The organism is Actinopolymorpha alba DSM 45243 (genome assembly GCF_000373925.1).
GTDB classification, from domain to species: Bacteria; Actinomycetota; Actinomycetes; order Propionibacteriales; family Actinopolymorphaceae; genus Actinopolymorpha; species Actinopolymorpha alba.
On record NZ_KB892708.1, the window covers coordinates 404,628 to 428,927 of the forward strand.

Here is a 24,300-nt window from a genome sequence, read left to right on the forward strand (position 1 = left end):
GCGGGCCTGCCCTGGCGCGGCCTCGGGGTGCCGGGCGCCGTTGGACGGACGTGATCGCTCGGGCTACCGTCCAGACCATGTCCGATCACGTCGTACGCGGGGAGCAGCAGACCCCGCGGCGCGTGGAACGCATCGGCGACACGGTCCGCCGACCGGCGTACCCCTGGACGCCGGCTGTGCATGCTCTGCTCCGCCACCTGGAGTCGGTCGGCTTTCCGTACAGTCCCCGAGTCCTCGGCTTCGACTCGGAGGGGCGCGAGGTCCTCACCTACCTCGAGGGGGAGTCGGGCCCGGCGGGGTGGGCCAAGGTGGTGACCGACGAAGGGCTCCGGGCGGCCGCGCGGTTGCTCCGCGACTACCACCAGGCGGTGGCCGGGTGGCAGCGCGACCCAGACCTCCTCTGGTCGAGCGGCATCCATGAGCCCGGCGACCCGGCCAACCCCGACGAGGCGATCTGCCACGGCGACTTCGGCCCGTGGAACCTCGTCTGGCAGGGCGATCGACCCGTCGGCATTCTCGACTGGGACTTCGCGTATCCCGCACCGCCGCGGCGGGATGTGGTGTACGCGCTGGAGTACCTCGTGCCGTTTCGCGGGGACGCCGAATGTGTGGAGTCGCTGCACCACCCGGTGCCCCCTGACAGGAGGCGGCGGCTCGAGGTGTTCGCCGAGGCGTACGGCCTGACGTCGAGCGAGGGCCTGGTCGAGGATGTGATTCGTACCCAGCGCGAGACGTTGGAGACGGTACGCCGGTTGGCTGACGCCGGCTGCGAACCCCAGGCCAGCTGGGTCGCGCAGGGCTACCTTGACGTACTCCAGCACCGCATCAGGTGGAGCGAGGACTACCGCTGGCTCTTCGATACCTGAGATCCTGATGACCATGTCGGATGGGCAGGCGGGGGNTCGCCTCATTGGCCATTGGCGGCGGGTCCGGGTGATGGTTCTTCTCGCCGTCGCGTTGGTGCTTCTCCAGTGGCCGATGCGCCACGTGGTCGAGAGTGGTGACCTGGCGGCGGCGACCCGGTTGGGCGCGAGCCCCGGCGTCCCGCCCTGCGTCGTACCCGCCCGCATGTCCCTGCTCGTCGACGCGTTCTTCATCTACGTCTACCTGCTCGCGGCCTGGCGGGTGCGCTGCTTCGTCGCGATCCGCCGGCCCGGTGACCAGATGGTGGCGACGCTCGGGATCGTGGGGGCCGGGCTGGTCTTCGTGGCCGGGCTGCTCGACGTGGTCGAGGACGTCATTCTGTGGCAGCGGTTTGGAGCTGGCGCTCTGGCGCCTGGTCGGTGCCCCTCGCTCGACGTTGGGATGCTCACCCCGGTGATGGTGGCCTTCTGGGTGGCCGGGGTCGTCGCGCTGGTGGTGGCACTGCTCGCCACGTTCACTTCGGTACGCCGGCGGCTGGGGCTGGCCGACGCTGGTTCCGTTCCCGCCGCGGAGAACCACGGCGTGGATGACGGCTCTGGTGCCGGGGACGCTGGCCACAACGGTGGGGAAGCTGCCCACAACGGCGGGGAACCCGACCGCGACGGCCAGATCATCTGCTGCTCCGGCGGCGGTATCCGCTCGGCCGCGTTCTCCCTTGGAGCGTTGCAGGTTCTCACCGAGAAAGGCGATTACCAGAAGGCGTCCGCGGTGATCGGGGTCAGCGGCGGGGGCTACATCGCGGCCGCGTTCCACACCCTGCGGCGCTCGCTCACCGGACGCACGGGCGAGGCACTGCCGTATGCGATCGGCACCCCGGAGTTGGCCCGTCTACGCCGCCAGACCCACTACCTGCTCCCGTCGATCGCGGTCGGCGCTCGCGCCATCATGGCGCTGCTGTACGGCGTGGTGGTCAACCTCGTCCTGATCGGCGTCGCACTACGTGCCGTGGCGTGGCTGCTCGGTTGGGTGGTCGCGGACAGCGGGATCGTCGGCGGGCTTGGCGAGCGGAGGGCGTACGTCGACTTCGCGCACCTGCCGTTGTGGTACTGGCTGGCAGCGCTCGGGCCGCTCGCGGTGGTCGTCGTACTCTTCCTCGCCGAAGTGGTGGTCGACAGGTTCCGCGTCCCGCCGATGTGGCTCCGCACCGAAGGCAGGGCGCTCGGGCAGATGCTCACCATCCCGGGGTTCGTGAGCGCGGGGCTGCTCCTCGGCATTCCGGCGGTGCTCGTCTGGGTCAACAACCTTGGCCAGGAGGCACCGACCGGTCTCACCGGTGGCCTGGCCGCGGGCCTCGCCGGCACCGCCCAGCACGTCACTGGCACCGGCCCGGTCAGTGCGAGCGCGGTCCTCGACTCGCAGTTCGGGTTCACGACCCTCGCCGCGCTGGGCGCCGCGTTCATCGCACTGGCCAGGTCGGCGTGGCGCGGCATGGAAAGCATCGGTGGCAGCACCGCGGACGGCCTGCGGGCGAGGCTGCTCGACTGGGTACGGACGAAACTGGTGCCGTGGTTGGGATCGGTGCTGCTCCTCGTGGGTGCGCTGGTGGTCCTGCTCCGCTGGACCGCGGGGTACGCGGCGAGCGAGGAGTGGCGGTCGCGCTGGTGGGTGGCGGCTCTGTGCGCCGGGCTCGTCCTGGTCATCAGCGTCTTCACCGACGCCACCCGCACCTCGCTCCATCCCTACTACCGCGAGCGATTGGCCGTCGCCTACCTTGCCCGGCGTACCCGCGACAACACCGCGGAGGAGTACGACTACGCCCGGCCGATGCCGTACTCCGAATGGGCCGCGGCCTCTGACGGCGGACCCCGACTGGTCATCGTGACGTCGGCGAACGCGTTCGATCCGGAGTTCGTCCCGCCCGACCGGGGGTGCGTGCCGTTCGTCTTCGATCCGGTGCGTACCGGCGTGGCCGGCGACCTCACCCTGCCCAGCCACGGACTCGTGCCGACCGCCGCGTACGAACGCCGGGCCGACTACCGCCGCCGCGACGTGACCGTGCCGGGCGCCGTGGCCATCAGCGGTGCGGCGTTCTCGCCGTTGACCGGGCGGGACAACGCGCGAACCCGGCCGATGCGCCTGCTGTTCGCCGTGGTGAACGCCCGGCTCGGTGTCTGGTTGCCGAACCCGTACTGGGGCACCACGTCGAGTTCGGGGGCGTTCGCGGACCGCGTGCGGGACCGCGTGAGCGCCCGCGGGCGGGCCGGGTCCGGGTCACGTCCAGAGCGTTCGGTCCTGGGCGCGCTGGCCGGGGTGTGGGCGCACCTGGTGAGCGTGGCCGACAAGCCGGGTGCGTACCGGCTGTTCAAGGAGGCGTTCGGGCGTACGTCGTTGTACGACCGACGGCTCTATGTCACCGACGGCGGCCACTACGACAACCTGGGGCTCGTCGAGGCACTGCGCCGGCGCCCGAAGCGGATCATCGTCATCGACGCGTCCAACGACCTCGAAGACACCTTCATGGCAGTGGGTTCGGCGACCGCCACCGCGCGGATGGACCTGGGCGTCTCTGTCAACCTCGACTTGCGGCGGCTGCAACGCCATGACGGGCCACGGATCGGTCGGGGCTGGACGCGCGGGAACGCCGTCTATCCCGATGGTTCGACCACGGAGATCCTCTTCGTCAAGGCCGTCCTGGCAGGCGTGCTGCCGTGGGACGTCGAGGCGTACTCCAGCGACTATCCAGAGTTTCCGCGGCGGTCGACCGGGGACCAGTTGTACGGCGAGTTCGACTTCGAGGCGTACCGCGCTCTGGGGTACGCGCTCACCCTCGACATGATCGAGCATCGCGAAGCCAGGTCGCCGGCTGTTCCGGCGGGCGAGCCGACGAGCGAACGAGTGACGGAAACCCCAGTAGAGCCCGCCGCCACTGGCGGGCCGGCATAGACCCGGCCAGGCGGTCGACCGGGAGAGTCCGCAGTCAGCGACTGCCGGCGAGGGCGTCTCGTGCGATGGAGGCCCGCGCGGCGGCTTCGTCGTCCGCCGCCTTCTGCTCGGCCACCACCCGCCGGTCGTAGGCGGCGCGCGCGGCGGCGATCTGGTTCTGGTGCTCTTCGGTCCAGGTGACCAGCGCCCGGATGGTCGCGTGCAAGGACCCGCCCAGGGGCGTGAGCTCATAGTCGACGCGCGGCGGCACGGTGGGGTGCACCGTGCGGCGCACCAAACCGTCGCGCTCGAGGTGGCGCAGGGTCCGGGTGAGCATGCGTTGGCTCACCCCGTCGATCATGCGACGGAGCTCGGTGAAGCGCAGGCTGCGGCGATCAAGCAGGGCGATGACCAGCAGCGACCACTTGTCCGCGATGCGATCAAGAATCTGCCGGACCTCGCAGTCTTCCCGGGTGTCCCACTGCAGGACGTCGTAGTCGGCGTCGGTATCCGCGCAGTAACCAGGGGACTTTGAAGTGCCGTCTTCCATGGTCGTCCATGGTGGCCAAAGATGCTGCTGGTTACAAGAGGGAACCGGCAGTCATCTGGGTAACCACGAGCCGGTCCCGTGCTTGCCCGAGAGGCTCGTGTTGTCATCCGAAAGGAACTGATTCATGCCCGCAACGAACGACCGCATGGACGGACGCGCGTGGAGCGTGCTGTTCGTGTTGGCCGGTGCCATCTTCCTGGAGGGGATCGACGTGGCGATGTTGAACGTCGCGTTGCCGTCGATCCGGGCCGACCTGGGCCTGTCCACCGGGATGCTCAGCGGCGTGGTCAGCGCCTACGTCCTCGGCTACGGCGGGTTCATGCTGCTGGGTGGCCGTACCGCCGACCTGCTGGGCCGCCGCCGCATGTTTCTGCTCTGGCTGACGATCTTCCTGGTCTTCTCAGGTCTGGGTGGGCTGGCTACCGATGGCTGGATGCTGCTGGTCGCGCGGTTCGTCACCGGTGTGGCGGCCGCGTTCATGACGCCAGCCGGGCTCGCGCTGGTCACCAGCAACTTCCCCGAGGGACCGCAACGTACCAAGGCTCTCGGGGTGTACGCCGGAACGGCCGCGGGCGGTTTCTCGCTCGGCCTGGTCGCCGGTGGCCTGCTGACCTCGCTCGGCTGGCGCTGGGTGTTCTTCGCCCCGGTTGTCCTGGCCGCCGTCATCCTGGTGGCTGCGATTCCCCTCCTTAAGGACTCAGGTACGCCGGAGCGTCCAACGGGCGGTTTCGACCTGGTCGGCGCGTTCAGCATCACCGGCGCGATGCTGCTGCTGGCGTACGGCGTGGTCCGGCTGGAGCAGCCCGGGGACGGCGTCTGGCTGACCGTCGGAACCTTCACGGCCGGACTGACGCTGCTGGCGGCCTTCGTCGCGATCGAACGCCGGTCGGCCAACCCACTGCTGCGACTGGGAATTCTGCGCTCGGGTCCGCTGGTGCGGGCGAACCTGGGAGCGCTGCTCTTTCTCGCCTCCTTCGCAGGGTTCCAGTTTCTGGTCACCCTCTATCTGCAGGAGCTCCGCGGCTGGAGCACCGTGCAGACAAGTCTGGCCATGCTGGTGATCGGAATTGACGCCGTTCTGGCTCCGACCGTGACCCCGCGGCTGGTGAACAGGTTCGGCCATGTCCGCGTCCTGTTCGGCGGCTTGGTGGCGGCGGCACTGGCGTACATGTTGTTCCTGCCGATCGGGCTGGACTGGACCTACGCGGCAATGCTCCCGACGATGGCCCTGCTCGGCCTGGCGTTCTCGCTGACCTATGGCCCGCTGACCATGGCTGCCACGCACGGCGTCGACGAAGCCGAGCACGGCCTCGCCGCAGGCCTGCTCTACACCGCGATTCAGTTCGGGACCGCGCTGGGAATCTCGGCGGTGACCGCTGTGAATGTCGCCATGCTCGGCGACGCCACCACGCCCCAAGCAGGGCTTGGCGCCATCCGGGCCGCGTTGGTCGTCCCCGTCGCGGCCACGGTCGTCGCGGTGGTGATCACCGCGCTGGGTGTCCGCGCGCGTACCGGCGCCCGGGACGTCGCACCGGCTGCGCTCGCGACCTCCCAGACCTCGAACTGACCACGAACGGAGGAACCGATGGTCACCAAAGTGAAGTCGTTCGCCGCGATCGAGAGCCAGTTCAACGCCTACATCGGCGACATCGTGTACGCCACCATGACCACCGTGGACGCCAAGGGCCGGCCGCGGGCGCGGGTGCTGATCCCGATCTGGGAGGTGAACGACGGTCGCCCGATCGGTTGGCTCGCCACCTACAAGACGCCGGTGAAGGCGGCGCACCTGGCAAAGAACCCGCACACCACCTTCTCCTACTGGACTCCTCGCCAGAACGCCGTGAACGTCGACGCGGTAGCCGAATGGATCGCGGACGCTGAGACCACTGCCCGGGTGTGGGATCTGTACCGCGCTGGTAGCCCACCCGGAGCTGGTTACGATCTGGGGAGCTTCTGGAGCAGCCCCGCGGACCCGAAGCTGCATATCCTGCGGCTGACCCCTTGGCGCATCCAGGTCATCCGTGGCACTGACCTGCACAGCAGGATCTGGCTCGACGCTGAGAAACGTTGAGAGGTCGCGGGCCGCGGTCGGCCACGGCGCACCTCCGTTACCTGCTGTCGGTGCGGATCGCCGGCGGCTACGATCGGCAAGATGCCTGGCTATCAGCCCATCGATCTTGAATCCTTGTGCAACGCCGGTGTGGAGGTGCTCGGCGAGTCGACCGACGAGCCCCGGCTCGGTCGCGTTGACCTGCGCGGGCTTCCGTTCCTGATCGGCGCAGAGCAACCGGCGAAGGACCGCTGCTTCGTCGTACCCCAATCGCCGGTCTCGATCCCGCTCGGCACCTCCGCCCGGCACGTCATCGTCGCGCACCGGCTTCTGGAGCCGAATGGTTCGGCGGGCCACGGCGTGGGGTCGCAGGTCGCCGACTACGTCTTCCACCTTGCCGATGGCGAGGTGGTCACCGTACCCATCCGGGAGCGGTTCGAGATCCAGGTCATCCCCACTGTCTGGGGGCGGGTACCCTTCCGGGCGGTGCCCGACACCCACGACGGAAACCTGTCGAGGTTCGAGGGCCGTTGGGGCATGTCCGGATTCCGGTTGGCCGAGCACTATCGCGGCTGGCCGGCAACCTATTACCTGTGGTGCTGGGAAAATCCCGATCCTGAGGTCACCATCGAGCGGGTCGAACTCATCCCGCGTGGCCTGCCCTTCCTTGTCGCTGGCGTCACGCTCGGCCACCTCGACGAGCATCCGTTCGTTCGTACGCCGGCCCGCCCGGTGCGGCTGGTCGTCACCGCGCCCGACGAGGCCGGCGATCCCAGCGATCCCAGCGAAGACGGGAAAGCGGCGGACGATGCGGCGACCAGCACGCCGACGCAAGGTCCCCTTGACATCGAGGTGGACCGGGGTGTCGCGACGTTCCCGCAACCAATCCTGACCGGCAAGGACCGCCCGGGTTGGGGCGCGACCGCTGACGAGACTGACAGTCCCGCGTACGCCAGCATCGCCGCGGTCCCCTCCGCCACGGTCTCGGTGAGCCGGGACGGCGAGCCGCTCGGGCAGGTTCGCTGGGGCGACGTCGAACGCGACGGCCAGGCAACCAGCGGCCGGGTCAGGCTGGAGCTGGTCGACCCGGGCCGTAACTGGGTGCACGTCACGGTGCTCGACGACGCGACCGGGCAGCCGGTGCCGTGCCGGGTGCACTTCCGTTCCCCTGAAGGCGTTCCGTACCAACCCCACGGTCATCACCACCACGTCAACCAGAATCTCGGCAGCTGGCACTACGACGTCGGCGGCGACGTCCGGCTTGGCATGCGGACGTACGCCTACATCGATGGCACCTGCCAGGGTTGGCTTCCGCGGGGTGAAGTAGTGGTCGACGTGGCGCGGGGGTTCGAGTACGAGCCGTTGCGCCAGACGGTCCACCTCAAGCCGGGCCAGCGCGACCTGACGCTGCGCCTGCGGCGGTTCACCGACCTGGCCGCCTCGGGCTGGTGGTCGGGCGACTCGCACGTCCACTTCCTGTCGACGGCAGGCGCGCATCTGGAGCAGCTCGGTGAGGACCTGCGGGTCGTCAACCTCCTGCAGTCCCAGTGGGGTTCGTTGTTCACCAACACCGAGGACTTCACCGGCCGGGTCAGCGGTGTCCGTGGCCTCGGCGGCGCCGACCACGTCATTGACCGCGGCGGCTACTTCACCTACGTCGGGCAGGAGAACCGCCAGCACGCCCTCGGCCACCTCATCCTCTGGGGTATTTCCGAACCCGTCATGCCCTGGTGCACCGACGGTCCCGACGAGGCCGAGCTGGGTGGCGCACTGGACGCGACCCTCAGCGACTGGGCCGATCGTACGCACGCCCAGGGCGGCACCGTGGTCGCCGCGCATTTCCCCAACCCCAACGGCGAACCAGCTGTCCTCGTCACCACTGGCCGCGCGGACGCGGTCGAGATGCTCGCGCACTCTGACGACGCGCTGCTGGAGTACTACCGCTATCTCAACTGCGGCTACCGGCTTCCGCTCGTCGGTGGCACCGACAAGATGTCGAACGACGTACCCGTCGGGCTCTACCGCACCTACGCCCGCCTTGACCCTGATGAGGAGTTCACGTACGAAGCCTGGTGCCGGGCGGTGCGGGCGGGCCGGACCTTCCTGTCCGGAGGTCCGTTGCTGTCGTTGTCGGTGGACGGTCGGCAGCCGGGTGACACAGTGGAGCTGTCGGGTTCGGGCACGGTGACGGTCGAGGCGTCGGTGACCGGCGTCTTCCCGCTGCGTTCCCTCGAGGTGATCTGCAACGGCGAGGTGATCGCGGTCGCGACCGGTGAGGGTGACGTTCGCGAGCTCTCCCTCACCCGTGAGATCCGGATTGCCGGCCATGCCTGGATCGCCTGCCGGGCAACGGGAGTCGACCACCACCTCGACGAGTGGGGCCGGCGGGTCTTCGCCCACACCTCGCCCGTCTACCTTGCCTGCGGTGGGCCGTGGGGCATGGCAGACCCCGACGGTCTCCGTTACCTGCGTACCCTCATCGAGGGTTCTCGGGAGTACATCCGCCACACGGCGGTACGCCGTTTCGACCACCTGACGACCCACCACCACGGCGAGGCCGACCACCTCGCCTGGCTCGAACGTCCTTTCCTCGAAGCGCTGCGCGCCCTCGACCGCCGTACCTGAGCACTGGACTCAGACCCCGCTCAGGCGCCGACAACCGTCCGGCTCCGTCCCGGTTCCATCATTCAGGGAGGACTGATGCACGACGAGCACGGCAGCTCCACGCCAGACCCGGACGACAACACTGACCAGAGCATCCACGCCGCCATCCGGCCCAACCGGCGCTCGATCCTCGCGGCCATGGGCACGGGGGCGATTGCCGCCGCGACCGGCCCCGTGGTGAGCGCTCCACCGGCCGCGGCTTCTGTGCGACCGGCTTCCGCGTCGCCGGTCGCGGCGGGTGTGCCCGCCACGGCAGTGCCGCCCGCGGCGGAGGTGATCTCGGAACTCCCACTCGTCGGTGGTGAGGAGTTTCCCATCGGCCTGTGGTGGCCGCCCCCGCCCTTTGAGACGACGCTGGAGCGATACCAGGAAATCAAGGACGCGGGATTCACCTACACCCACAGCAACAACTATCTGTTCGCGGACGCCCACATCCAGCGCTATGCGCTCAGCATCGCCGAACAGGTCGGCCTGCAACTTGTCGTGGACGATCCCACCATCCGATGGCTCCGTAGCGATTTTGACATCACGAGCGCTGGCGGAGACTTCACGTTGACGCCGGCTCAGGCGAGTACGAAGACCCGGCAGGTCCTGGATCTTTACCGCCCGCGTAGCTACTGGAGCATCCAGGACGGCCGGCTGCTCCAGAATGGCGGCACAAGCGCGGGCAGCATCGGCCTTTCACGCGAGGGCGGGGACTGGTCCGACTACGCGTTCGCGTTCGACGTCGCGCCGCGGCAGACCGGTGGCGGCGGCAGCTACGCCCAGAGCGGGTGGGCGTTCCGGGCCAAGGATCAGCAGAATGCCTACGTCTGGCTCCTTTCCAACTTCCGGTACACCAGTCAAGGCGCGCCGGGCTACCTGGCCAAGGCGCTGTTCGTGAACGGAAACCCGGTATGGGTCCGGCCGGTGCCGCTGGACTTCGCGGTCACCGCTGGCACGTCGTACCACGTCGAGTTGACGGTCTCCGGCGACACCTTCACCACCTCCATCAACGGTCAGCTGGTCGACACCACGACCGACAGCACCTATCGGAAGGGAAGGGTTGGGTTCCGCGAGGCCGGCACCACATCGTCGCTGTACGACAACGTCAAGGTCACCGCACCCGACGGAACCATCCTCCTCGCCGACGACTTCAGTGGCGACCTCGGCAAGTGGAACGCGCCCAGTGCGGGTGGCTACCGGTCGTTCGTCGGAATCGACGTCTACGACGAGCCGTCCGCGAACAAGTTCGAGACGCTGGGCCAGCTGGTGGAGATCATCCGCGCCCTTGACCCGAAGGCGCTGCCGTACATCAATCTGTTCCCGACGACCGACCCGAACTACGTCCGGCAGTTCGTCGACATCGTCAAGCCGGTGTTGATCTCGTTCGACCGGTATCCCCTGCTCACCAACGGTCGAGATGACGCTAACTACTTCCTCAACTGGAAGATCGTCAGGGACGCTGGGCTGGCGGCCAACCTGCCGACCTGGATCTTCATCCAGACCCTCTCCTATGCCAACCACCGTGAGCCGACGGCGTCAGAAATACTCTGGCAGATCAACGTCAGCCTCGCGTACGGCGCCAAGGGCATTCAGTACTTCACCTACTGGACGCCTGACCCTGCCCGTGGAGAGGGCTTCGGCCCTGCACTGATCACGGTCGACGGAGAACGCACCGTACGCTACGACTCCGCGAAGGAGATCAACAACGGCTGGCTCGCCCCGGTTGGGCGCGAGTTGAAACCACTCGTGTCCGAATCAGTAACCCACGCGAACGAAAGTCCGCTGCCTGCCGGAGCGGCTGGTTGGACAGCAGACGAATACGTACGCGCCGTGCAGGGCGATCCGTTGATCCTTGGACGATTCCGCGACACCGATCCGTCGGCCGGAACCCGCTGGCTACTGCTGGCCAACCGCGCCCACTTCAAGCGCTGCAAGGGCCTGGTCGACCTCAATGCCAGCACCGTTCGAGAGGTTGCCCGCTTCGACCCCGCAAGCCAGTCGTACGCACCCCAGAAAGGCCCTCGACTGAGCGTCGATCTCGAGCCCGGTGCGGCCGTTCTCTACCGGCTTCGGACCAGATGAGCAAAGCTGGAAAGGAGATTGGCGAGAACGAATGGCAGAGTCGCCGATAGGAGGAATCCGGCATGACTGTCGAACTCAACCACACGATCGTGATGTCTCAGGACAAGAAGGTCTCCGCGGACTTCGTGGCCAGAATCCTCGGGCTCGACGTCGGTGCGCCCTACGGTCCGTTCGTCCCGGTGGAGGCCAGCAACCACGTGACGCTGGACTTCATGGACAGCCCGACGGGCCAGGTCACACCGCAGCACTACGCGTTCCTCGTCTCCGAGAAGGAGTTCGACGCGATCTTCGGCCGGATCCAGGAGGCTGGGCTCACCTACTGGGCGGACCCGTCGCACAAGACTCCAGGTGAGATCAATCGTCGCGACAATGGGCGCGGTGCCTACTTCGACGACCCGAGCGGGCACAACCTGGAGATCCTCACCCGGCCGTACGGCAGCGGCGGATAAGGCCTCCACTGCCGTACGACCCAACCTGTTCGGAGAAGGTCTCAGGCGTCCGCCGGCCGCATGGGGCGGTCGGCGGACGCGCTGGTTAGTTCGCGAGCGGGTTGGGCACGGTGCCGTGAACCGCCGCGTGCGGACGCTCGGGGCGGTCGCGGTAGCCGTCGAGCAGGAGCCGGTTGCGGTTGAGGCACAACCGGTCGATCCGGGGTGTGAAGAGGTCGAAGATCTCAAACTGCGGCGCGAGCTCCTTGAACCGCTCCTGATAGGCCAGGATCTCCGCACGCACCATTCCCCAGAACTCCTCTGGCGGCACGTCGAGTTGACGTCGTACGACGTCTGCCAGGTAACGGAAATGGCCCACGAAGAGCCCCGCGTGGATGAACTGGCACAGGAACGCGGGCGGCTCCCGCAGGAGCACCGCACCGACCTCTGCTGGCAGGTCGCTGAGCTCGGGGATGGCCGCGGACTCAAGCGGGGCACTGATGTTGACGTCGTCCACGAAGTCCTTGATCGCCAGGCGGGTTGGGACATCGTGATCGTCGTAGACCACGATCGCGTTCTCGCCGTGGGGAGAGAAGACCACGCCGTACCGACAGAGAAAATGCAGCAGCGGCGGCAGCAGCGCGTGGAAGAGCGCCTGGAGCCAGCGGCGTGCCGGAAGGCCGGACCGGGCGACGAGTTCGGTGACCAGTGCGCGACCGGCATCGTCGACGTACAGCAGGGAGGCGAGGGTACGCGCCCGCTCGTGGGGGTCCAGCTTCGTGGGCAGGGGTTCGCGCCAGATCGCCCCGAGGAGTTCGCGGTATTGATAAGGAACGCCGGGGACGCTCTCGAGGGTGCGGTGGTGCACGGTCACCGACGCCACCTCGCCGAGCAGGATGGCGCGAGTCTCGTCGCGGAGGTAGGGATCCGCGTCCCGCAGACCGAGCACCCATGACGTGACGGCCGGTGCGGCGAGGGTGCGTTCGGTCGGGAGTCCCCGCCAGACCAGGGTGTTCAGCACTGACAAGGGGAGCTTGACATGATGCCGGGTTGGTGTCGTGACGTTGCTGAAGGTGCGCACCGACTGCTGGACGAGGTAGTCATCCGGCCCGTCGCCCAGCGGGACGATCCGTTGGTGAGCGACGTCGGGAGCGAAGACGGGGACAACGATCTCGTCCCACTGCCACGGGTGTACGGGTAGCCAGTGGTACGCCGCGGGGTCCAGGCCACGCGCGTCGAGTATCGCCCGGAAAGCTGCCCGCGTCCCCTCGTCGAGCTCACCGGCGTAGAGCCGTTCGGCGGGGAGGTCGCTGGTGCCCCGGTAGGTGGCGATGGTGTCATGAACCGCGATCCAGGGAAGTCGCAGCGGACGCCTCGCCTCTGGGGGATAGGCAGCGGAATCCCCTGCGGAGAAGCCCATCCGGCCCTTGCTGGGCACGATCCAGGGGTGGCCGGTCTGGTAGCCCTCGAGGTCGGCGTAGCCGAGGTCGGCGAGTACGGCGGCGCTTCGCCCGGTCGCGAGGAGGCGGGTGTCCGCGCTGAGCGTCGCGGTGAGTTCGCGGATGAGGTGGCCCGTCGTGTCGCCGGTGAGCCCCAGTGTCTTGCTCGCGTCAAGGACGAATTGCAGGACATCGACCTCCACCCCCATCTGTGTGGTTCCAGCCCCTCGCGGGCTACGCCCGCTTGGGCCCGCCCCCACCTCGCCCTCGCGGCTGATCGAACTCGGCTCGACGAACCAGCAGTTGTAGCTGCCGCGCCGAGCCGCGAACCGATAGGTCGCGCCGGGAAGGTCGAGGCGGTAGCGGCCGTCGGCTTCGGGAACGGGTACGAGCAACTCCTCGTAGGAGAACTCCGCGAGCGCCTTCGCCAGCAGGTCGCGGCTGGCCCGTTGCCATCGGGCGGCGTTGAGTTCAGCGGGTACGTGCGTGCTCATGGGCTACCTCCGTTGCGAGGTGGGGAGTCGTGGTGACGGGCAATGGCGCGGTGGTGAGCGGAGTCGCGATCCCCGTGGAAGAAGGTGAGGTCGGAGCGCCGTCGTCGTGGGCTCCGAACGTCGTGAAGGCCGTCCGCCGGGGCAGGGGATAGGTCGAGCGCTCCGTGACCGCGTTGAGGATCACCGCGGCGCGGTAGGCGCCGAGACCGAGATCGGGAGTGCCGACGCCGTGCGTGTGTAGCTCGGCATTCTGGACGTGGAGGCGTCCGACCACCTGCTCGGCAAGGATGACTCGATAGTGCTCGTCGACCTGATACCGGCCGGCGGCGTCCCACTCGATGAGGTTCTCGATCGGCCGCAGGAAGTCCGGCCGACAGGCGGTGAACCCGGTGGCCAGGACCACCGCGTCGGTGCGCGTGCTGAACTCCCGTTGCTGTTCTCGCTGGTGGCAGGAGAGCTCGAGTCCCGCCCCGCCGAGATCCCGCGCCCGCGTGACAGCGACGCCAGGCATGAGGTGTACGTCGGGCCAGCCACCGCCGACACTTCGTTCGTACAACAGGTCGTGAATCTCGGCGATGGTGTCGGCGCTGATCGCCTTGTAAAGCTGCCATTGCGCGGGCACGAGCCGGTCGCGCACCGGTCCGGTCAGCGAACGGAAGTAGCGCGTGTAGTCAGGCGTAAAGTGTTCCAGGCCCAGCTTGGAGTACTCCATCGGAGCGAACGCCGGTGAACGCGTCAGCCAGCGCAGTCGCCGGCCCTGCTCGGGTTGGGCGCGCAGCAGGTCGAGGAAGACCTCCGCGCCGGTCTGCCCCGAGCCAAGGACCGTGATGTCACTGACCGGCGCCAGGCTGGCGCGCCGGGTCAGATAGTCGGCCGCGTGGAAGACCCGCTGCCCCTCGACGCTCTGGAAGGGTTCGGGAACGACTGGCCGCGTTCCCACACCGAGGACCAGGTGGCGGGCCGCCACGGCCTGCTCGCCCTCGTCGGACAGGTAGGTCACCTGGAAGGCGTTCGCACCCGCATTCCACGCCACGCCGGTGACGCGGGTCCCGAAGTGGCAGGACGAGAGACTGCGGCTCACCCAGCCGCAGTAGTGGTTGTACTCCGTGCGCGGCACGTGGAAGCGCTCGGAGAAGTAGAACGGAAAGAGCCGGTCATGTGCGCGCAGATAGTTGAGGAACGACCACGGGCTGGTCGGATCCACCATGGTCACCAGGTCAGCCAGGAAGGGCACCTGCAGTCGAGCGTCAGGAAACATCAGCCCGGGATGCCAGGAAAACTCCGGCTTGGCATCGAAGAATGCCGTCCTCAGCCCGGGCACCCGGTCGGCCAGGGCCGCGAGCGCGAGGTTGAACGGCCCGATGCCGATGCCTACCAGGTCGTACGTCTGCTCCGCCGCCACCGTCATGCGTCCTCCTCCGTGCTGATCGTCGTCCGCTCGCGCACCATCAGGGCGGCCCACTTGTCCGGCAGCGCAAGATCAGCTTGACGCTGGAAGCCGGCTCGCTCGAAGGCGCCGATCGACGGGCGGTTGCGTATGTCGGGTTCGGCGACGATCCGTTCGCAGGCCGGTGCGGCCGCGAACATCCGGTCGGAGACGTCGCGCAGCAGGGTCGCACCGAGTCCGCGACCCCGGGCCGTCGCCGGGCCGAGCAGCAGGTGGATGCCGCCGTCGTACGCCCGCGCGGGATACGCGGCGCTGAGCGGATCCAGGTCGGCCCAGTACACCTCCCAGTAGCTCATGGGTACACCGTCCAGGCACCCGAGGAGGGAAGTCACGTGGCCGGCTTCCTTCTGGGCTCGCAGGTGCGCGGCGGTGCGCTCGCGTGGTCCGGCGAGCTTCCAGTACGCGTCGACCGCGGGATCGTTCATCCAGGTCACCAGCACATCGAGATCGCCAGCAATGGCATGCCGCAGCGCGAATCGGCCGACATCCAAGGCGTTCTCGCGCAGCAGGCTGGTGTCCTGCCAGCTCCGCTCGTTCATGGGCTCCCTGTCAAGAGTGGGTTGGCGATGGTCACGTACACCGACTGGGTGCTGACTGGCCCGACCAGCTCGTCCATGCCGTAGAGCCGGGTGAGCAGGTTGGCCTTGCACCGGAGGGTGGGACTTCCCACCAGCGTGGTGAGCGTTCCGGGCACGGGCCCGCCGGCAAAGCTCAGGCCTCCAAGGTGATCCCGGGCCAGCGCGAGCAGCGGCTCCTCGTCGGCGAGGCCCTGGGAGCCGAAGGCGCCCACCAGCCCGAGAAGGTTGTTGATCCCGAGGTAGTAACCGAGACGCTCGTCCACCACCTCGTCGGGGACGGTCGTGTCAGAAACCGAACCCACATTGGGCAGAAGGCGCTGGAGTTCGGGCAGGCGGGAGGAGGCGTAGTAGAACCCCTGGTTGTCGCGATAACGCCCGCCGACGGGCCAGCCGTCCGGGTCGAGCACGACCAACGTGTTCTGCTGGTGTGCCTCGAGCGCGATCCCGAAGTGGGAGTAGAGCCAGAGGACTGGATCGATGACGGCTCGCAGATAACTCCGCAGCCATTCCGCTGCGACCTCGGCGACTGGTGTCCGCGTCCGTTCCGACAGCCCTCGCACGACCCGCGCGAGCCGCGAACCAGCGACCAGCCCCGGGCGCTCGGCGACCAGGCCGGCGACACAGGTGACATCGTCCTCGGCGGTGAACGGGTTGTCGCGGATCACCACGTCGAGCCCGGAGTCCGGTCTCTCGCCGGGTACGTCGACCGCGAGCCAACCAGGGTCGCGGACCAGCTCGAATCCTGGATGTGCCTCTGTCAGGGCGTCCTCGACGCCGGCGTCGAGCAGCCGGGTGATCTCGGTGCCTCGGTGGAGCTCCTTGCGGAGGTTCTCGCGCCGGGAGTTGGTGATCCGTAACCCCAGTGAGAGCTTGAGCATCACCGGAGCGTCTGGACGGTACACCGTCCGCAGGGAAGACGTCGGAAACCACGAGGGGCCAGCGGGGCCAAGATCCCGCAGGAGTCCCGAGCGCACCAGCGCCGCGATCTCGGGACGGCGGACGAGATCGCGGGCCTGCCAGGGATGCGCGGGTACGCCGACCATTCCGGCCGGCAGGTCGATGCTCTCACTGGCGAGGGACGCCACCAGATCAGCTGCCTGCCAAGCAGCCGCGGAGTCGGCGGAGACGATCGCGGGATCGGCGGCGAACCAGTGCAACGGAAACGACCCGCGAAGTTCCGGCGAGAACGCAGCGGCTTCCGCGTCGGTCAGCGACTCCCGGCTCTTGGGTGCGGGATGCGTCGGGTGGCCCAGCAGTAACGCCTGCTCGCCGGCGAGGAAGGGCGTCGTGGCGGGTGCGTCGTCGGGATGCTGGCGCCGGTCGGCGACGTGACGCTCCACCCGGCGTACGGAGTCGAGCACCCGCGCCACCAGGTCCGCACCGGAGTGCGGCGGAGCGTCCCGTCGTACAGCCGCCTCCCTGGCCAGCAACGCGGCCACCGTCGCGGCGTCGACGACTCCCGCGTCACCGAGCCACACCTCACCAAACCGGTGCCACCCCGCGAGCGACCAGTGGCGTACCTCCGCCTCCAGGCGGACGCCCGAGGAGCACAGGTCGACAGTGAGCACGTCACCGTCCGGCCGGGACATGCCGGTCTCGCGGATCCAGCAGCGCAGGAGGTTTTCGGTGGCCGCCGCGTCCGCCACCCGGCTCGGATCAGGATCGTCGAGCGGATCACGCCGATCCGCGGCGGGCCGCGAAGCCGCTCCTGTCGCCGCACTCGTGGTGGTGGTCACGGTCATCGGTCCTCCTCCTCGCCGGCCGCGACGATCGCGTCCAGCAACCGGTCGATGTCGGTCTTACTGGCTTGTGGATTGAGTAGCGTGAGCTTGAGCCACACGGCCCCGTTGAGATCGGCCCTCCCGACGACCGCCTTCCCAGCAAAGAGAAGTCGGCGGCGCAAGACGGCATTGACGGCGCTTGAGTCCGTACGTGCGGTGTAGGAGAACACCACGGTGGTCAGTACGGGGGTCGCCCACAGCTGGAGCCGCCGATGCCGGGCGACCCGGCTGGCGGCGTACGTTGCGAGTTCGTGGCAGCGGTCCACCAGCGCGCCGAGCCCCTCCCGGCCGAGCGCCCGCAGGCAGACCGCGATCTTGAACGCGTCGGCGCGCCGGGTCGTCCGCAAGGACCTGCCCAGAAGGCTGGGGATGCCGGCGTTCTCGTCGTCGGCGGGGTTGAGGTAGGCGACCCGGGTGGCCAACGGTGCGAGCGCGGTGTGGTCGTGGACCAGGAAAACCCCGGCAGGAATCGGCAGCCAACCCAGCTTGTGCAGGTCGAGAGCGATGGAGTCGGCGCCTGCCAACCCCGCGAGGAGTGGCTGGAGCCGGCTAGAAAACAGCGCGCCTCCGCCGTACGCCGCATCGATGTGGAGCCAGGCGCCATGCCGGCGGGCCACGGTGGCGACGTCCACCAGCGGGTCGATACTCCCGAGGTCCGTCGTACCCGCCGTCGCCACTACGGCGGCCGGTTGCTCGCCGCGGCGAAGCGCGGCCGTCATGGCGACTTCGAGAGCGTCCGGATCCATCCGACCGGCTCGGTCGGTGGGTACGTCAACGACGGCTTGCGGGTCCATGCCCAGCAACTGCGCGTTGCGGGCAACGGAGAAGTGTGCGAGCTCGGAGGCGAACACCCGGGCCTGGCCGGTCGCGGCGGCGTCCCGGGCGAGCAGGAGGCCCATCAGGTTGGACTCCGTACCTCCCGAGGTCACCACGCCGCCCGCCACGCTCGGGTCGTAGCCGGCGAGGTGGGCGAGACTGTCGATGACCTGGCGTTCGAACTCACTCGCCGCCGGCGCCTGGTCCCAGGAGTCGAGGGACTGGTTGAGGACCGCGGCCACCAGGTCGGCGGCGACCCCGACGGCGAGTGGTGGACAGTGCAGATGTGCCGCGCAGAACGGATGCGTCGGGTCCGCGGCACCCGCCGCGAGAATGCGCGACAGCTGCGCGAGGACGAGCGCCGGATCCGTTCCAGTCGCTGGCAAGGCCTGGTTGACGAGGGCACGGCGTACGTCGTCGGCGATGGCGACCGGCCCGCCGAGAGGTAGCGGACCGCCGCGTTCGTCGCGGCCAGAACCCACGGCAGACAAGGCGACATCGAGCAGGCAGGCCAGACTGTCAAGGTCGTCGGACAGCGGCGGCACCATCTCGACGCCCGCGCTGTCTTGAAGTACCCGCTCGCTCATGCGGCGGTGGGGTTTCGCTCGGCGGCTGTCCAGGCCGCGGCCAGGCGTTCGATCACGGAGTCGGCCTCGGCTTCGCTGATCACCAGCGGCGGCAGGAGGCGTACGACGGAATCCTCGCGGCCGCCGAGTTCGACGATCAGGCCACGGCGGAACGCCTCCGCACGGATGCGGGCGGCGAGTTCCGGCGCCGGTGGCCGGCTATCCAGCGCGTCGGGTGCGGCGTCGCGGTCCACGACCTCGATGCCCAGCATGAATCCACGCCCGCGGACCTCGCCGACACTCGGCCGGTCGGCGGCGAGGCGGTTGAGTTCGGCGCGCAGGCGCTGCCCGACGACGCGGGCATGCTGGGCAAGGTCGTGTTCGGCGGCGTACCTCAGGGTCGCGGCACCGGTCGCCATCGCCAGCTGGTTGCCGCGGAAGGTGCCCGTGTGCGCGCCGACCTGCCAGCCGTCCAGCCGGCTGTCGTACACGATCACGGCCAGCGGCAGACCACCACCGACCGCCTTTGACAGGACGAGAACGTCCGGGGTGATGCCGGCATGCTCGATCGCCCAGAAGGCGCCGGTGCGCGCCACGCCCGTCTGCACCTCGTCGACGATCAACGGGATCTGCCGGTCGGCGGTGATCGCCCGCATCTCTCGCAGCCACTCGTCGGGCGCCGGTATGACGCCGCCTTCGCCCTGCACGGGTTCGACGATCATCGCGGCCGGTGGGAGCACGCCGCCGGACGGATCGTCGAGCAGCGAGGCGATGTATTTCGCGCCGGTGGCCGCTCCCTCGGAGCCACCGATGCCGAACGGGCAGCGGTACGAATAGGGGTACGGAAGGCGGGTGACGTCGGTGGGCGCGGGCGCGACCGGCGTACGGACGGCGACGTTTCCGGTGACGCTGAGCGCGCCGGCGGTCATGCCGTGGTAGGCGCCGGTGAACGCCAGGACCCCGTGCCGGCCGGTCGCGGTGCGGGTGAGTTTGAGGGCCGCCTCCACCGCGTCGGCGCCCGTCGGCCCGCAGAAATGGATGCGGCCGTGGCGTGCGAGGTCGTCCGGCAGCAGGGCAAACAACGTCTCGACGAAGGTGTCCTTGACCGGCGTGGCGAGATCGAGCGCGTGAAGGGGCGCCTGCGAGTCGAGGACCTGCCGGATCGCCTCGACGACGACCGGATGGTTGTGGCCGAGCGCGAGGGAGCCGGCCCCCGCGAGGCAGTCCAGGTACGTCGTCCCGTCCGCGCCCGTGATGGTCATCCCGCTCGCCCGGACCGGGACGATCGGGAAGCTGCGGGCGTACGTGCGCGCGGAGGACTCGCGGAGGCGCTGCCGCTGGAGGACGGCATGGGGCGGCGGCGCGGGAGCGTGCCCACCGCCCTCGTCGGCGGCGGGCGTCGAGGACGTTCGATCCGGAGGACGAAGTCCACGATCTGTCACGACTGGCATTCCATCGCCTACCTTCAGTCAAATTAGGTTAGGCACACCTTAGTAGCGCGGATGGCGCGTTCGCCATCCTTCGAGGGCCGCGGCGCGTCGTGGTGAGCTGCGTCTCGGGGGTGCGACGGCCGCGGTTCTGGGTCGGGGGCGCCCCTGTCCAATAGAGCCCCGTACGGGGGCGCCCCCGACTCAAGACGGCGTGGACCGAACTGCCCGCGCTCGCCGCCCGCGCCCGGCAGGGTCGACGCCATTGGGTCAGTCACTGGACCGCTATTCCATTCAGAGCGCCGGTCGCATAAACCGCCCGGGGAATGACCTTCACGCATCGTGGGCGCGCGGGTACGGTGCGACAAGCGTGAGATCACACGACGAACAGTTGGGTTCCCCAGATGACGACGCGACTCCTGACGCGCAGCGGACACGCGCCCGGCCGCAGGACTCTCCGTGAAGCTCTTTCGGCTACCAGCCTTATCCCGTTCTTACGACTCGGCGTGGGAACGTCGATATCAGGCGCGGCATTACCGCTCTTTCGCCGCCGGCCCGATGGCGGGCTCGATCAGGTCGTCCGACTGGCTTTCGAGCAGCCGCTCCCCGATCCCGAACGGATTGAGGTACGCAGACCAGATGGCAAGCTCGCCGTCTCGTGGACAGGGCGCATTCCTGCTCATGGCGTACTCGACCTCCTCGTCCCCGAGATCACGGCCGAATCTGCCTGGCGGGTCGCCGTGACGGTCGCCGGTGTGGAGTACGCCGGTGAGCTCGCGGTCGCTCCTGGACGCAAACTCACCGTCCACCTGGTGCACCATTCTCACCTCGATATCGGATATACCGATCGCCAGGGAGTGGTGCTCCGCCACCAGGAGGAATACCTTGACGCGGCGGTCGAGCTTGCCCGGCAGAATGCCGACGATGGCGACCCGGATACCTGGTTTCGTTGGACGGTCGAGTCGAACCTTCCGGTGCGGTCCTGGCTCCGGCACCGGCCCACGTCGGTGGTGGAGGAATTCTCCCGCCTCGCCCGGGAGGATATCGTCGAGGTGACGGCGATGCCGTTCAATCTCCATACGGAGATGGCGAGCCAGGAGGAGTTGGCCCGGCTCCTGCGAAGCGTCTTCGAGTTCCGGGAGCGCTACGGGATTCCGGTGACGTCCGCGATGCACACCGACGTACCAGGTGCGACGACCGGATGGGTGGACGCACTGGTCGACGCCGGTGTGAGATATCTGTCCGCCGCCCACAACTGGGCGGGGCGGTCGGTGCCGTATCTCGTTGGTGGGCAGGAACTCTCCCGTCCGTTCTGGTGGTGTACGCCGGGCGGCTCGCGGCTGCTGACGTGGTTCACGGACAGTGCCCACGGTGCGGCGTACCTGGAAGGCAACCTGGTCGGGCTCTCGAATTCCTATGACGAGGTTATCGACCTGCTGCCGCTCTATCTCCAGGCGTTGGTGTCCAAGCCGTTTCCGTACTACGACGCGGTATTTGGTCTGTCGGGAATTCCGGACGGTGCCGACATCACCAGGCAGCCGTATGCGTTCGACCTTCTTCAACTTCGGGTGCAGGGCGACCACTCTGACAATGCCGGCCCGAGTGCCACGCCCGCTCGTATCGCGGCCCAGTGGAACGCCGAATGGGCCTATCCACGCCTGGTGTCGGCGACCAACACGTCGTTCCTGGCCGAGGTTGAGCGCACGATCGGGGACCGGTTGGCCGAGCACACCGGCGACTGGGGTGACTGGTGGGCTGACGGGGTGGGAGCGGGTGCCCGCCCGCTCGGCCACAACCGCCGTACGCAGGCGACCCTGCGGACGGCGGAGACGCTGCACACCCTCGCCGACCTCCACTCCGGTAGTCCCATGCCGGTCCGGGAGGTCGTTGACGAGATCTACGACAAGGTGGGGCTCTTCGACGAACACACCTGGGGAGCGGCGAACCCGTGGCATGACCGCGAGCGCGGTGCGGATTCGGGTGCACTGCAGTGGACCCGGAAATCGGAGTACGCGTACCAGGCGTACGACGAGGCTCTTGATCTGTTGCATTCCGGCATACGCCGGCTGGGTGCGGGATTCGGAGTGCCGCCGTTCACGGACGTTGCGGGGTCCCTGGCTGTCTACAACACCACTGGATGGGCGCGCACGGATGTGGTGCGTAGCTTCCTTCCAGAAAGCCAGTTCCCCCTTGGGATAAGGCGCCTGGGTGTCGTCGACCCGCGGACGGATGAGCGCGTTCCGGTCCGGATCAACGCCGAGCGCCGACCCGCCGCACCACGCGGTTGGCACGTGGAGTTCGTCGCGCGCGATGTGCCTCCCCTTGGTTGGGCACGTTTCGATCTCGTCCCCGTTGATGAGGATCCGTTCAGCAACGAGGAGACCGGTGCGGGGTCGGTCGGTGTCGGGCCCTCCGAACTGGTGGCGGCGAGTGCGACGGCGGGGGCGATTTCTGGCCACGGGTTCGGTGATTCATCCCTGGGTGTAGGTCCTGACGGGCTGCCGGTGATGCCCGCACCGAAGGCGGCGTACCGCATGGCGAACGAATTCTACGAGCTCACCTACGATCCGGCTCAGGCCATGGTGACGTCTATTGTCGACCGGCGTACGGGGCGGGAGTTGGTCAATCCCGATGCTCTCACCGGGCTGAATGAATACATCTACGACACCTATGGGTCGGCGTCGCGGGTCAATCGCCTTTCGAGCCGCGTAGAGGCACGCGACCTCACGCTGCTCACGTCCCGACAGTTGGCCGGCAACGCCGTCGTCCTGAACGTTGAGCATTCCGCGGTGGGCGACTTCCTCGAGGTGGAGGTGCGGGCGCCGGGCGTCGACTGGATTCGTACGACGATCAGCTTGTATTCGGGGGTCCCGCGCGTCGAGATCACCAACCGGGTCAGCAAGCGCGCGAGCACGACCAAGGAGAGTGGCTTCTTCGCCTTTCCGCTCGCGGGCAATTCGGAGCCGGTTTATGAACTCACCGGATCGGTCGCTGGCGCTGGGATCTCGCACGTGCCCGGCACGCCCCACCATATGCACGCGATCCGGCACTGGGTGGGAGTGAGCGAGGATGGCTGTGCGACAGTCTGGGCCACGCTGGAGGCGCCGTTGGTGGAATTCGGCACGATCGCGTTGCCGTACCAACCATATCCGTCGACGTTGGTGCTTGAGCGTCCTGAACCAGCGACAGTTTATTCCTGGGTATTCAACAATATCTGGGACACCAACTTCCCTTCCCAGCAGGAAGGTGAGATGACGTTTAGTTATGCGGTGACAAGTTCGGCTGACCAGGCGGTGGAGAGCCTTGGCGCGATGACCGCGGCCGCGCTCACCGAGCCGCTGGTCGGCGTCCTCGGGAATGGGCGAGGCGTTGCGCCGCTCGTGTCGTCCGGCAGCCTTCTGACCCTGAGCCGGTCTGAGGTCGTGGTGAGCAGCGTCGCCCGGCCGCTTGACGGGAGTGCCGGTGTGGCGATTCGTCTGCGCTCGCTGGCATCGGAGCCGGTCGAGGTCGAGGTGGTGTTGGAAGCGTTCGACGCGGCGACTGCTCAGGTGACCACGCCGTGGGAGCGTGAAGGTGTGGAGGTTGTGGTCGAGAACGGGCGGGTGTGGTTCGAGATTCCGGCGGGTGCGTCGCGCACCCTCCTCCTCCGGCGTTAACGTCAGGTCCTTTCTGTTCGGCTAGATGTGTTGTAAATAAGGTGGTTTGAGGGATCGCCGGGTTGAGGCGGCCTCGGCGTCTACGCGCAGAAGGTTTTCTCGCCTGCAGGTGTGGCGCGCATGGCCGTCATCGCTGTCGGCCGGGATAGGGGGAAGGACGGCGGCTGAGGGCGTGGGCCCCGCGCTCTTCGCCGGATCGGCAAGGGGCGGGGAAGGGTAAGTTCTTAAGCGGCATACTGACGTGGCGAGACGCCTTATAAATAAGGTGGTTTCGTGACAGTCGTCGGTTGCGAAGGTGATCTTCGCGGGGTAAGATCGAACACGTGAGCGACGACGATGGTGTGCGGATCTCACCGCTCCCGCCCGGGTTTGCTGACATGGCAGCCGGTCCGGAGTTGGTGGCGGCGTTCGCGGGCGTCGATCGGTCGGCGTGTAATGGGTTCGAGCTTGGCGTGTTGCTTCAGGCCGCGCGGAAGGTCGCCTGTTGGGGCGAGTCTTTGAGTCTTGCTGTGGCTGCTGTGTTGGCGCACTGCCCGCCCTGCTTCAAGGAT

15 protein-coding genes and 1 pseudogene are annotated in these 24,300 nt (G+C 68.2%); 9 read left to right on the forward strand and 7 right to left on the reverse strand.

The window, feature by feature from the left end:
* Positions 1 to 77: 77 nt before the first annotated feature.
* Both B141_RS0104375 and B141_RS0104380 read left to right on the forward strand, forming a co-directional pair.
* Positions 78 to 866 (forward strand): aminoglycoside phosphotransferase family protein, encoded by a 789-nt coding sequence (locus B141_RS0104375; protein ID WP_040420396.1) that lies wholly within the window; start codon positions 78 to 80, stop codon positions 864 to 866.
* 70 nt (positions 867 to 936) lie between these two features.
* Positions 937 to 3,807 carry a patatin-like phospholipase domain-containing protein gene (locus B141_RS0104380; protein WP_157180781.1) on the forward strand — a complete coding sequence of 957 codons (2,871 nt, stop codon included), beginning with the start codon at positions 937 to 939 and terminating at the stop codon, positions 3,805 to 3,807.
* Positions 3,808 to 3,841: 34 nt separating this feature from the next.
* Here B141_RS0104380 and B141_RS0104385 read toward each other — a convergent pair whose 3' ends face one another.
* Positions 3,842 to 4,336: a winged helix-turn-helix transcriptional regulator gene (locus tag B141_RS0104385; protein WP_020573959.1), complete on the reverse strand. Its 495-nt coding sequence runs from the start codon at positions 4,334 to 4,336 to the stop codon at positions 3,842 to 3,844.
* 124 nt (positions 4,337 to 4,460) lie between these two features.
* Here B141_RS0104385 and B141_RS0104390 point away from each other — a divergent pair, with 124 nt between their 5' ends.
* The 5 genes from B141_RS0104390 (at position 4,461) to B141_RS0104410 (ending at position 11,566) form a co-directional block, all read left to right on the forward strand.
* The gene (locus B141_RS0104390) at positions 4,461 to 5,903 is read left to right on the forward strand and encodes an MFS transporter (protein ID WP_020573960.1); all 1,443 of its coding nucleotides are present in this window, start codon (positions 4,461 to 4,463) and stop codon (positions 5,901 to 5,903) included.
* Between the two features lie 18 nt (positions 5,904 to 5,921).
* Positions 5,922 to 6,407 carry a pyridoxamine 5'-phosphate oxidase family protein gene (locus B141_RS0104395; RefSeq protein WP_020573961.1) on the forward strand — a complete coding sequence of 162 codons (486 nt, stop codon included), beginning with the start codon at positions 5,922 to 5,924 and terminating at the stop codon, positions 6,405 to 6,407.
* Between the two features lie 81 nt (positions 6,408 to 6,488).
* Positions 6,489 to 9,011, forward strand: coding sequence for a CehA/McbA family metallohydrolase (locus B141_RS0104400; protein WP_040420397.1), 2,523 nt, complete (start codon positions 6,489 to 6,491; stop codon positions 9,009 to 9,011).
* A gap of 75 nt (positions 9,012 to 9,086) precedes the next feature.
* On the forward strand, positions 9,087 to 11,117 hold the full coding sequence (locus tag B141_RS45255; protein WP_020573962.1) for a hypothetical protein: 2,031 nt from the start codon (positions 9,087 to 9,089) through the stop codon (positions 11,115 to 11,117).
* A gap of 62 nt (positions 11,118 to 11,179) precedes the next feature.
* Positions 11,180 to 11,566: a VOC family protein gene (locus B141_RS0104410; protein WP_020573963.1), complete on the forward strand. Its 387-nt coding sequence runs from the start codon at positions 11,180 to 11,182 to the stop codon at positions 11,564 to 11,566.
* A gap of 85 nt (positions 11,567 to 11,651) precedes the next feature.
* On the opposite strand, the gene B141_RS0104415 is transcribed toward B141_RS0104410, so the two are convergent.
* Genes B141_RS0104415 through B141_RS0104440 form a run of 6 tightly spaced genes read right to left on the reverse strand, consistent with a single transcriptional unit; the run spans position 11,652 to position 20,117 of the window.
* Complete coding sequence (locus tag B141_RS0104415; protein WP_020573964.1) at positions 11,652 to 13,478, reverse strand: IucA/IucC family protein; 1,827 nt, start codon at positions 13,476 to 13,478, stop codon at positions 11,652 to 11,654.
* The gene (locus B141_RS0104420) at positions 13,456 to 14,886 is read right to left on the reverse strand and encodes a lysine N(6)-hydroxylase/L-ornithine N(5)-oxygenase family protein (protein WP_020573965.1); all 1,431 of its coding nucleotides are present in this window, start codon (positions 14,884 to 14,886) and stop codon (positions 13,456 to 13,458) included. Before B141_RS0104420 ends, B141_RS0104415 begins: the two co-directional genes overlap by 23 nt.
* Complete coding sequence (locus tag B141_RS0104425; RefSeq protein WP_020573966.1) at positions 14,883 to 15,464, reverse strand: GNAT family N-acetyltransferase; 582 nt, start codon at positions 15,462 to 15,464, stop codon at positions 14,883 to 14,885. Before B141_RS0104425 ends, B141_RS0104420 begins: the two co-directional genes overlap by 4 nt.
* Complete coding sequence (locus tag B141_RS47015) at positions 15,461 to 17,245, reverse strand: IucA/IucC family protein (protein WP_020573967.1); 1,785 nt, start codon at positions 17,243 to 17,245, stop codon at positions 15,461 to 15,463. The genes B141_RS0104425 and B141_RS47015 overlap by 4 nt, the downstream gene beginning before the upstream one ends.
* Positions 17,242 to 18,687: a pyridoxal phosphate-dependent decarboxylase family protein gene (locus B141_RS0104435; protein ID WP_020573968.1), complete on the reverse strand. Its 1,446-nt coding sequence runs from the start codon at positions 18,685 to 18,687 to the stop codon at positions 17,242 to 17,244. Before B141_RS0104435 ends, B141_RS47015 begins: the two co-directional genes overlap by 4 nt.
* The gene (locus tag B141_RS0104440) at positions 18,684 to 20,117 is read right to left on the reverse strand and encodes a diaminobutyrate--2-oxoglutarate transaminase (RefSeq protein ID WP_020573969.1); all 1,434 of its coding nucleotides are present in this window, start codon (positions 20,115 to 20,117) and stop codon (positions 18,684 to 18,686) included. The genes B141_RS0104435 and B141_RS0104440 overlap by 4 nt, the downstream gene beginning before the upstream one ends.
* A gap of 380 nt (positions 20,118 to 20,497) precedes the next feature.
* Between B141_RS0104440 and B141_RS0104445 the strand changes: the two genes are divergently transcribed.
* On the forward strand, positions 20,498 to 23,749 hold the full coding sequence (locus B141_RS0104445; protein WP_026256904.1) for a glycoside hydrolase family 38 N-terminal domain-containing protein: 3,252 nt from the start codon (positions 20,498 to 20,500) through the stop codon (positions 23,747 to 23,749).
* A 323-nt stretch (positions 23,750 to 24,072) separates the two neighbouring features.
* Positions 24,073 to 24,300: pseudogene (locus B141_RS47020) on the forward strand (DUF222 domain-containing protein); the annotation flags it as partial.

What these genes read in the sequence shown, in the direction of transcription:
- B141_RS0104380 (WP_157180781.1), top strand. Translation starts at nt 937, where the DNA reads ATGGTTCTTCTCGCCGTCGCGTTGGTGCTTCTCCAGTGGCCGATGCGC.
- B141_RS0104400 (WP_040420397.1), top strand. Translation starts at nt 6,489, where the DNA reads ATGCCTGGCTATCAGCCCATCGATCTTGAATCCTTGTGCAACGCCGGT.
- B141_RS0104440 (WP_020573969.1), bottom strand. Translation starts at nt 20,117, where the DNA reads ATGCCAGTCGTGACAGATCGTGGACTTCGTCCTCCGGATCGAACGTCC.
- B141_RS0104445 (WP_026256904.1), top strand. Translation starts at nt 20,498, where the DNA reads ATGACGACGCGACTCCTGACGCGCAGCGGACACGCGCCCGGCCGCAGG.
- B141_RS0104415 (WP_020573964.1), bottom strand. Translation starts at nt 13,478, where the DNA reads ATGAGCACGCACGTACCCGCTGAACTCAACGCCGCCCGATGGCAACGG.
- B141_RS0104395 (WP_020573961.1), top strand. Translation starts at nt 5,922, where the DNA reads ATGGTCACCAAAGTGAAGTCGTTCGCCGCGATCGAGAGCCAGTTCAAC.
- B141_RS0104435 (WP_020573968.1), bottom strand. Translation starts at nt 18,687, where the DNA reads ATGAGCGAGCGGGTACTTCAAGACAGCGCGGGCGTCGAGATGGTGCCG.
- B141_RS0104420 (WP_020573965.1), bottom strand. Translation starts at nt 14,886, where the DNA reads ATGACGGTGGCGGCGGAGCAGACGTACGACCTGGTAGGCATCGGCATC.
- B141_RS45255 (WP_020573962.1), top strand. Translation starts at nt 9,087, where the DNA reads ATGCACGACGAGCACGGCAGCTCCACGCCAGACCCGGACGACAACACT.
- B141_RS47015 (WP_020573967.1), bottom strand. Translation starts at nt 17,245, where the DNA reads ATGACCGTGACCACCACCACGAGTGCGGCGACAGGAGCGGCTTCGCGG.
- B141_RS0104375 (WP_040420396.1), top strand. Translation starts at nt 78, where the DNA reads ATGTCCGATCACGTCGTACGCGGGGAGCAGCAGACCCCGCGGCGCGTG.
- B141_RS0104390 (WP_020573960.1), top strand. Translation starts at nt 4,461, where the DNA reads ATGCCCGCAACGAACGACCGCATGGACGGACGCGCGTGGAGCGTGCTG.
- B141_RS0104410 (WP_020573963.1), top strand. Translation starts at nt 11,180, where the DNA reads ATGACTGTCGAACTCAACCACACGATCGTGATGTCTCAGGACAAGAAG.
- B141_RS0104385 (WP_020573959.1), bottom strand. Translation starts at nt 4,336, where the DNA reads ATGGAAGACGGCACTTCAAAGTCCCCTGGTTACTGCGCGGATACCGAC.
- B141_RS0104425 (WP_020573966.1), bottom strand. Translation starts at nt 15,464, where the DNA reads ATGAACGAGCGGAGCTGGCAGGACACCAGCCTGCTGCGCGAGAACGCC.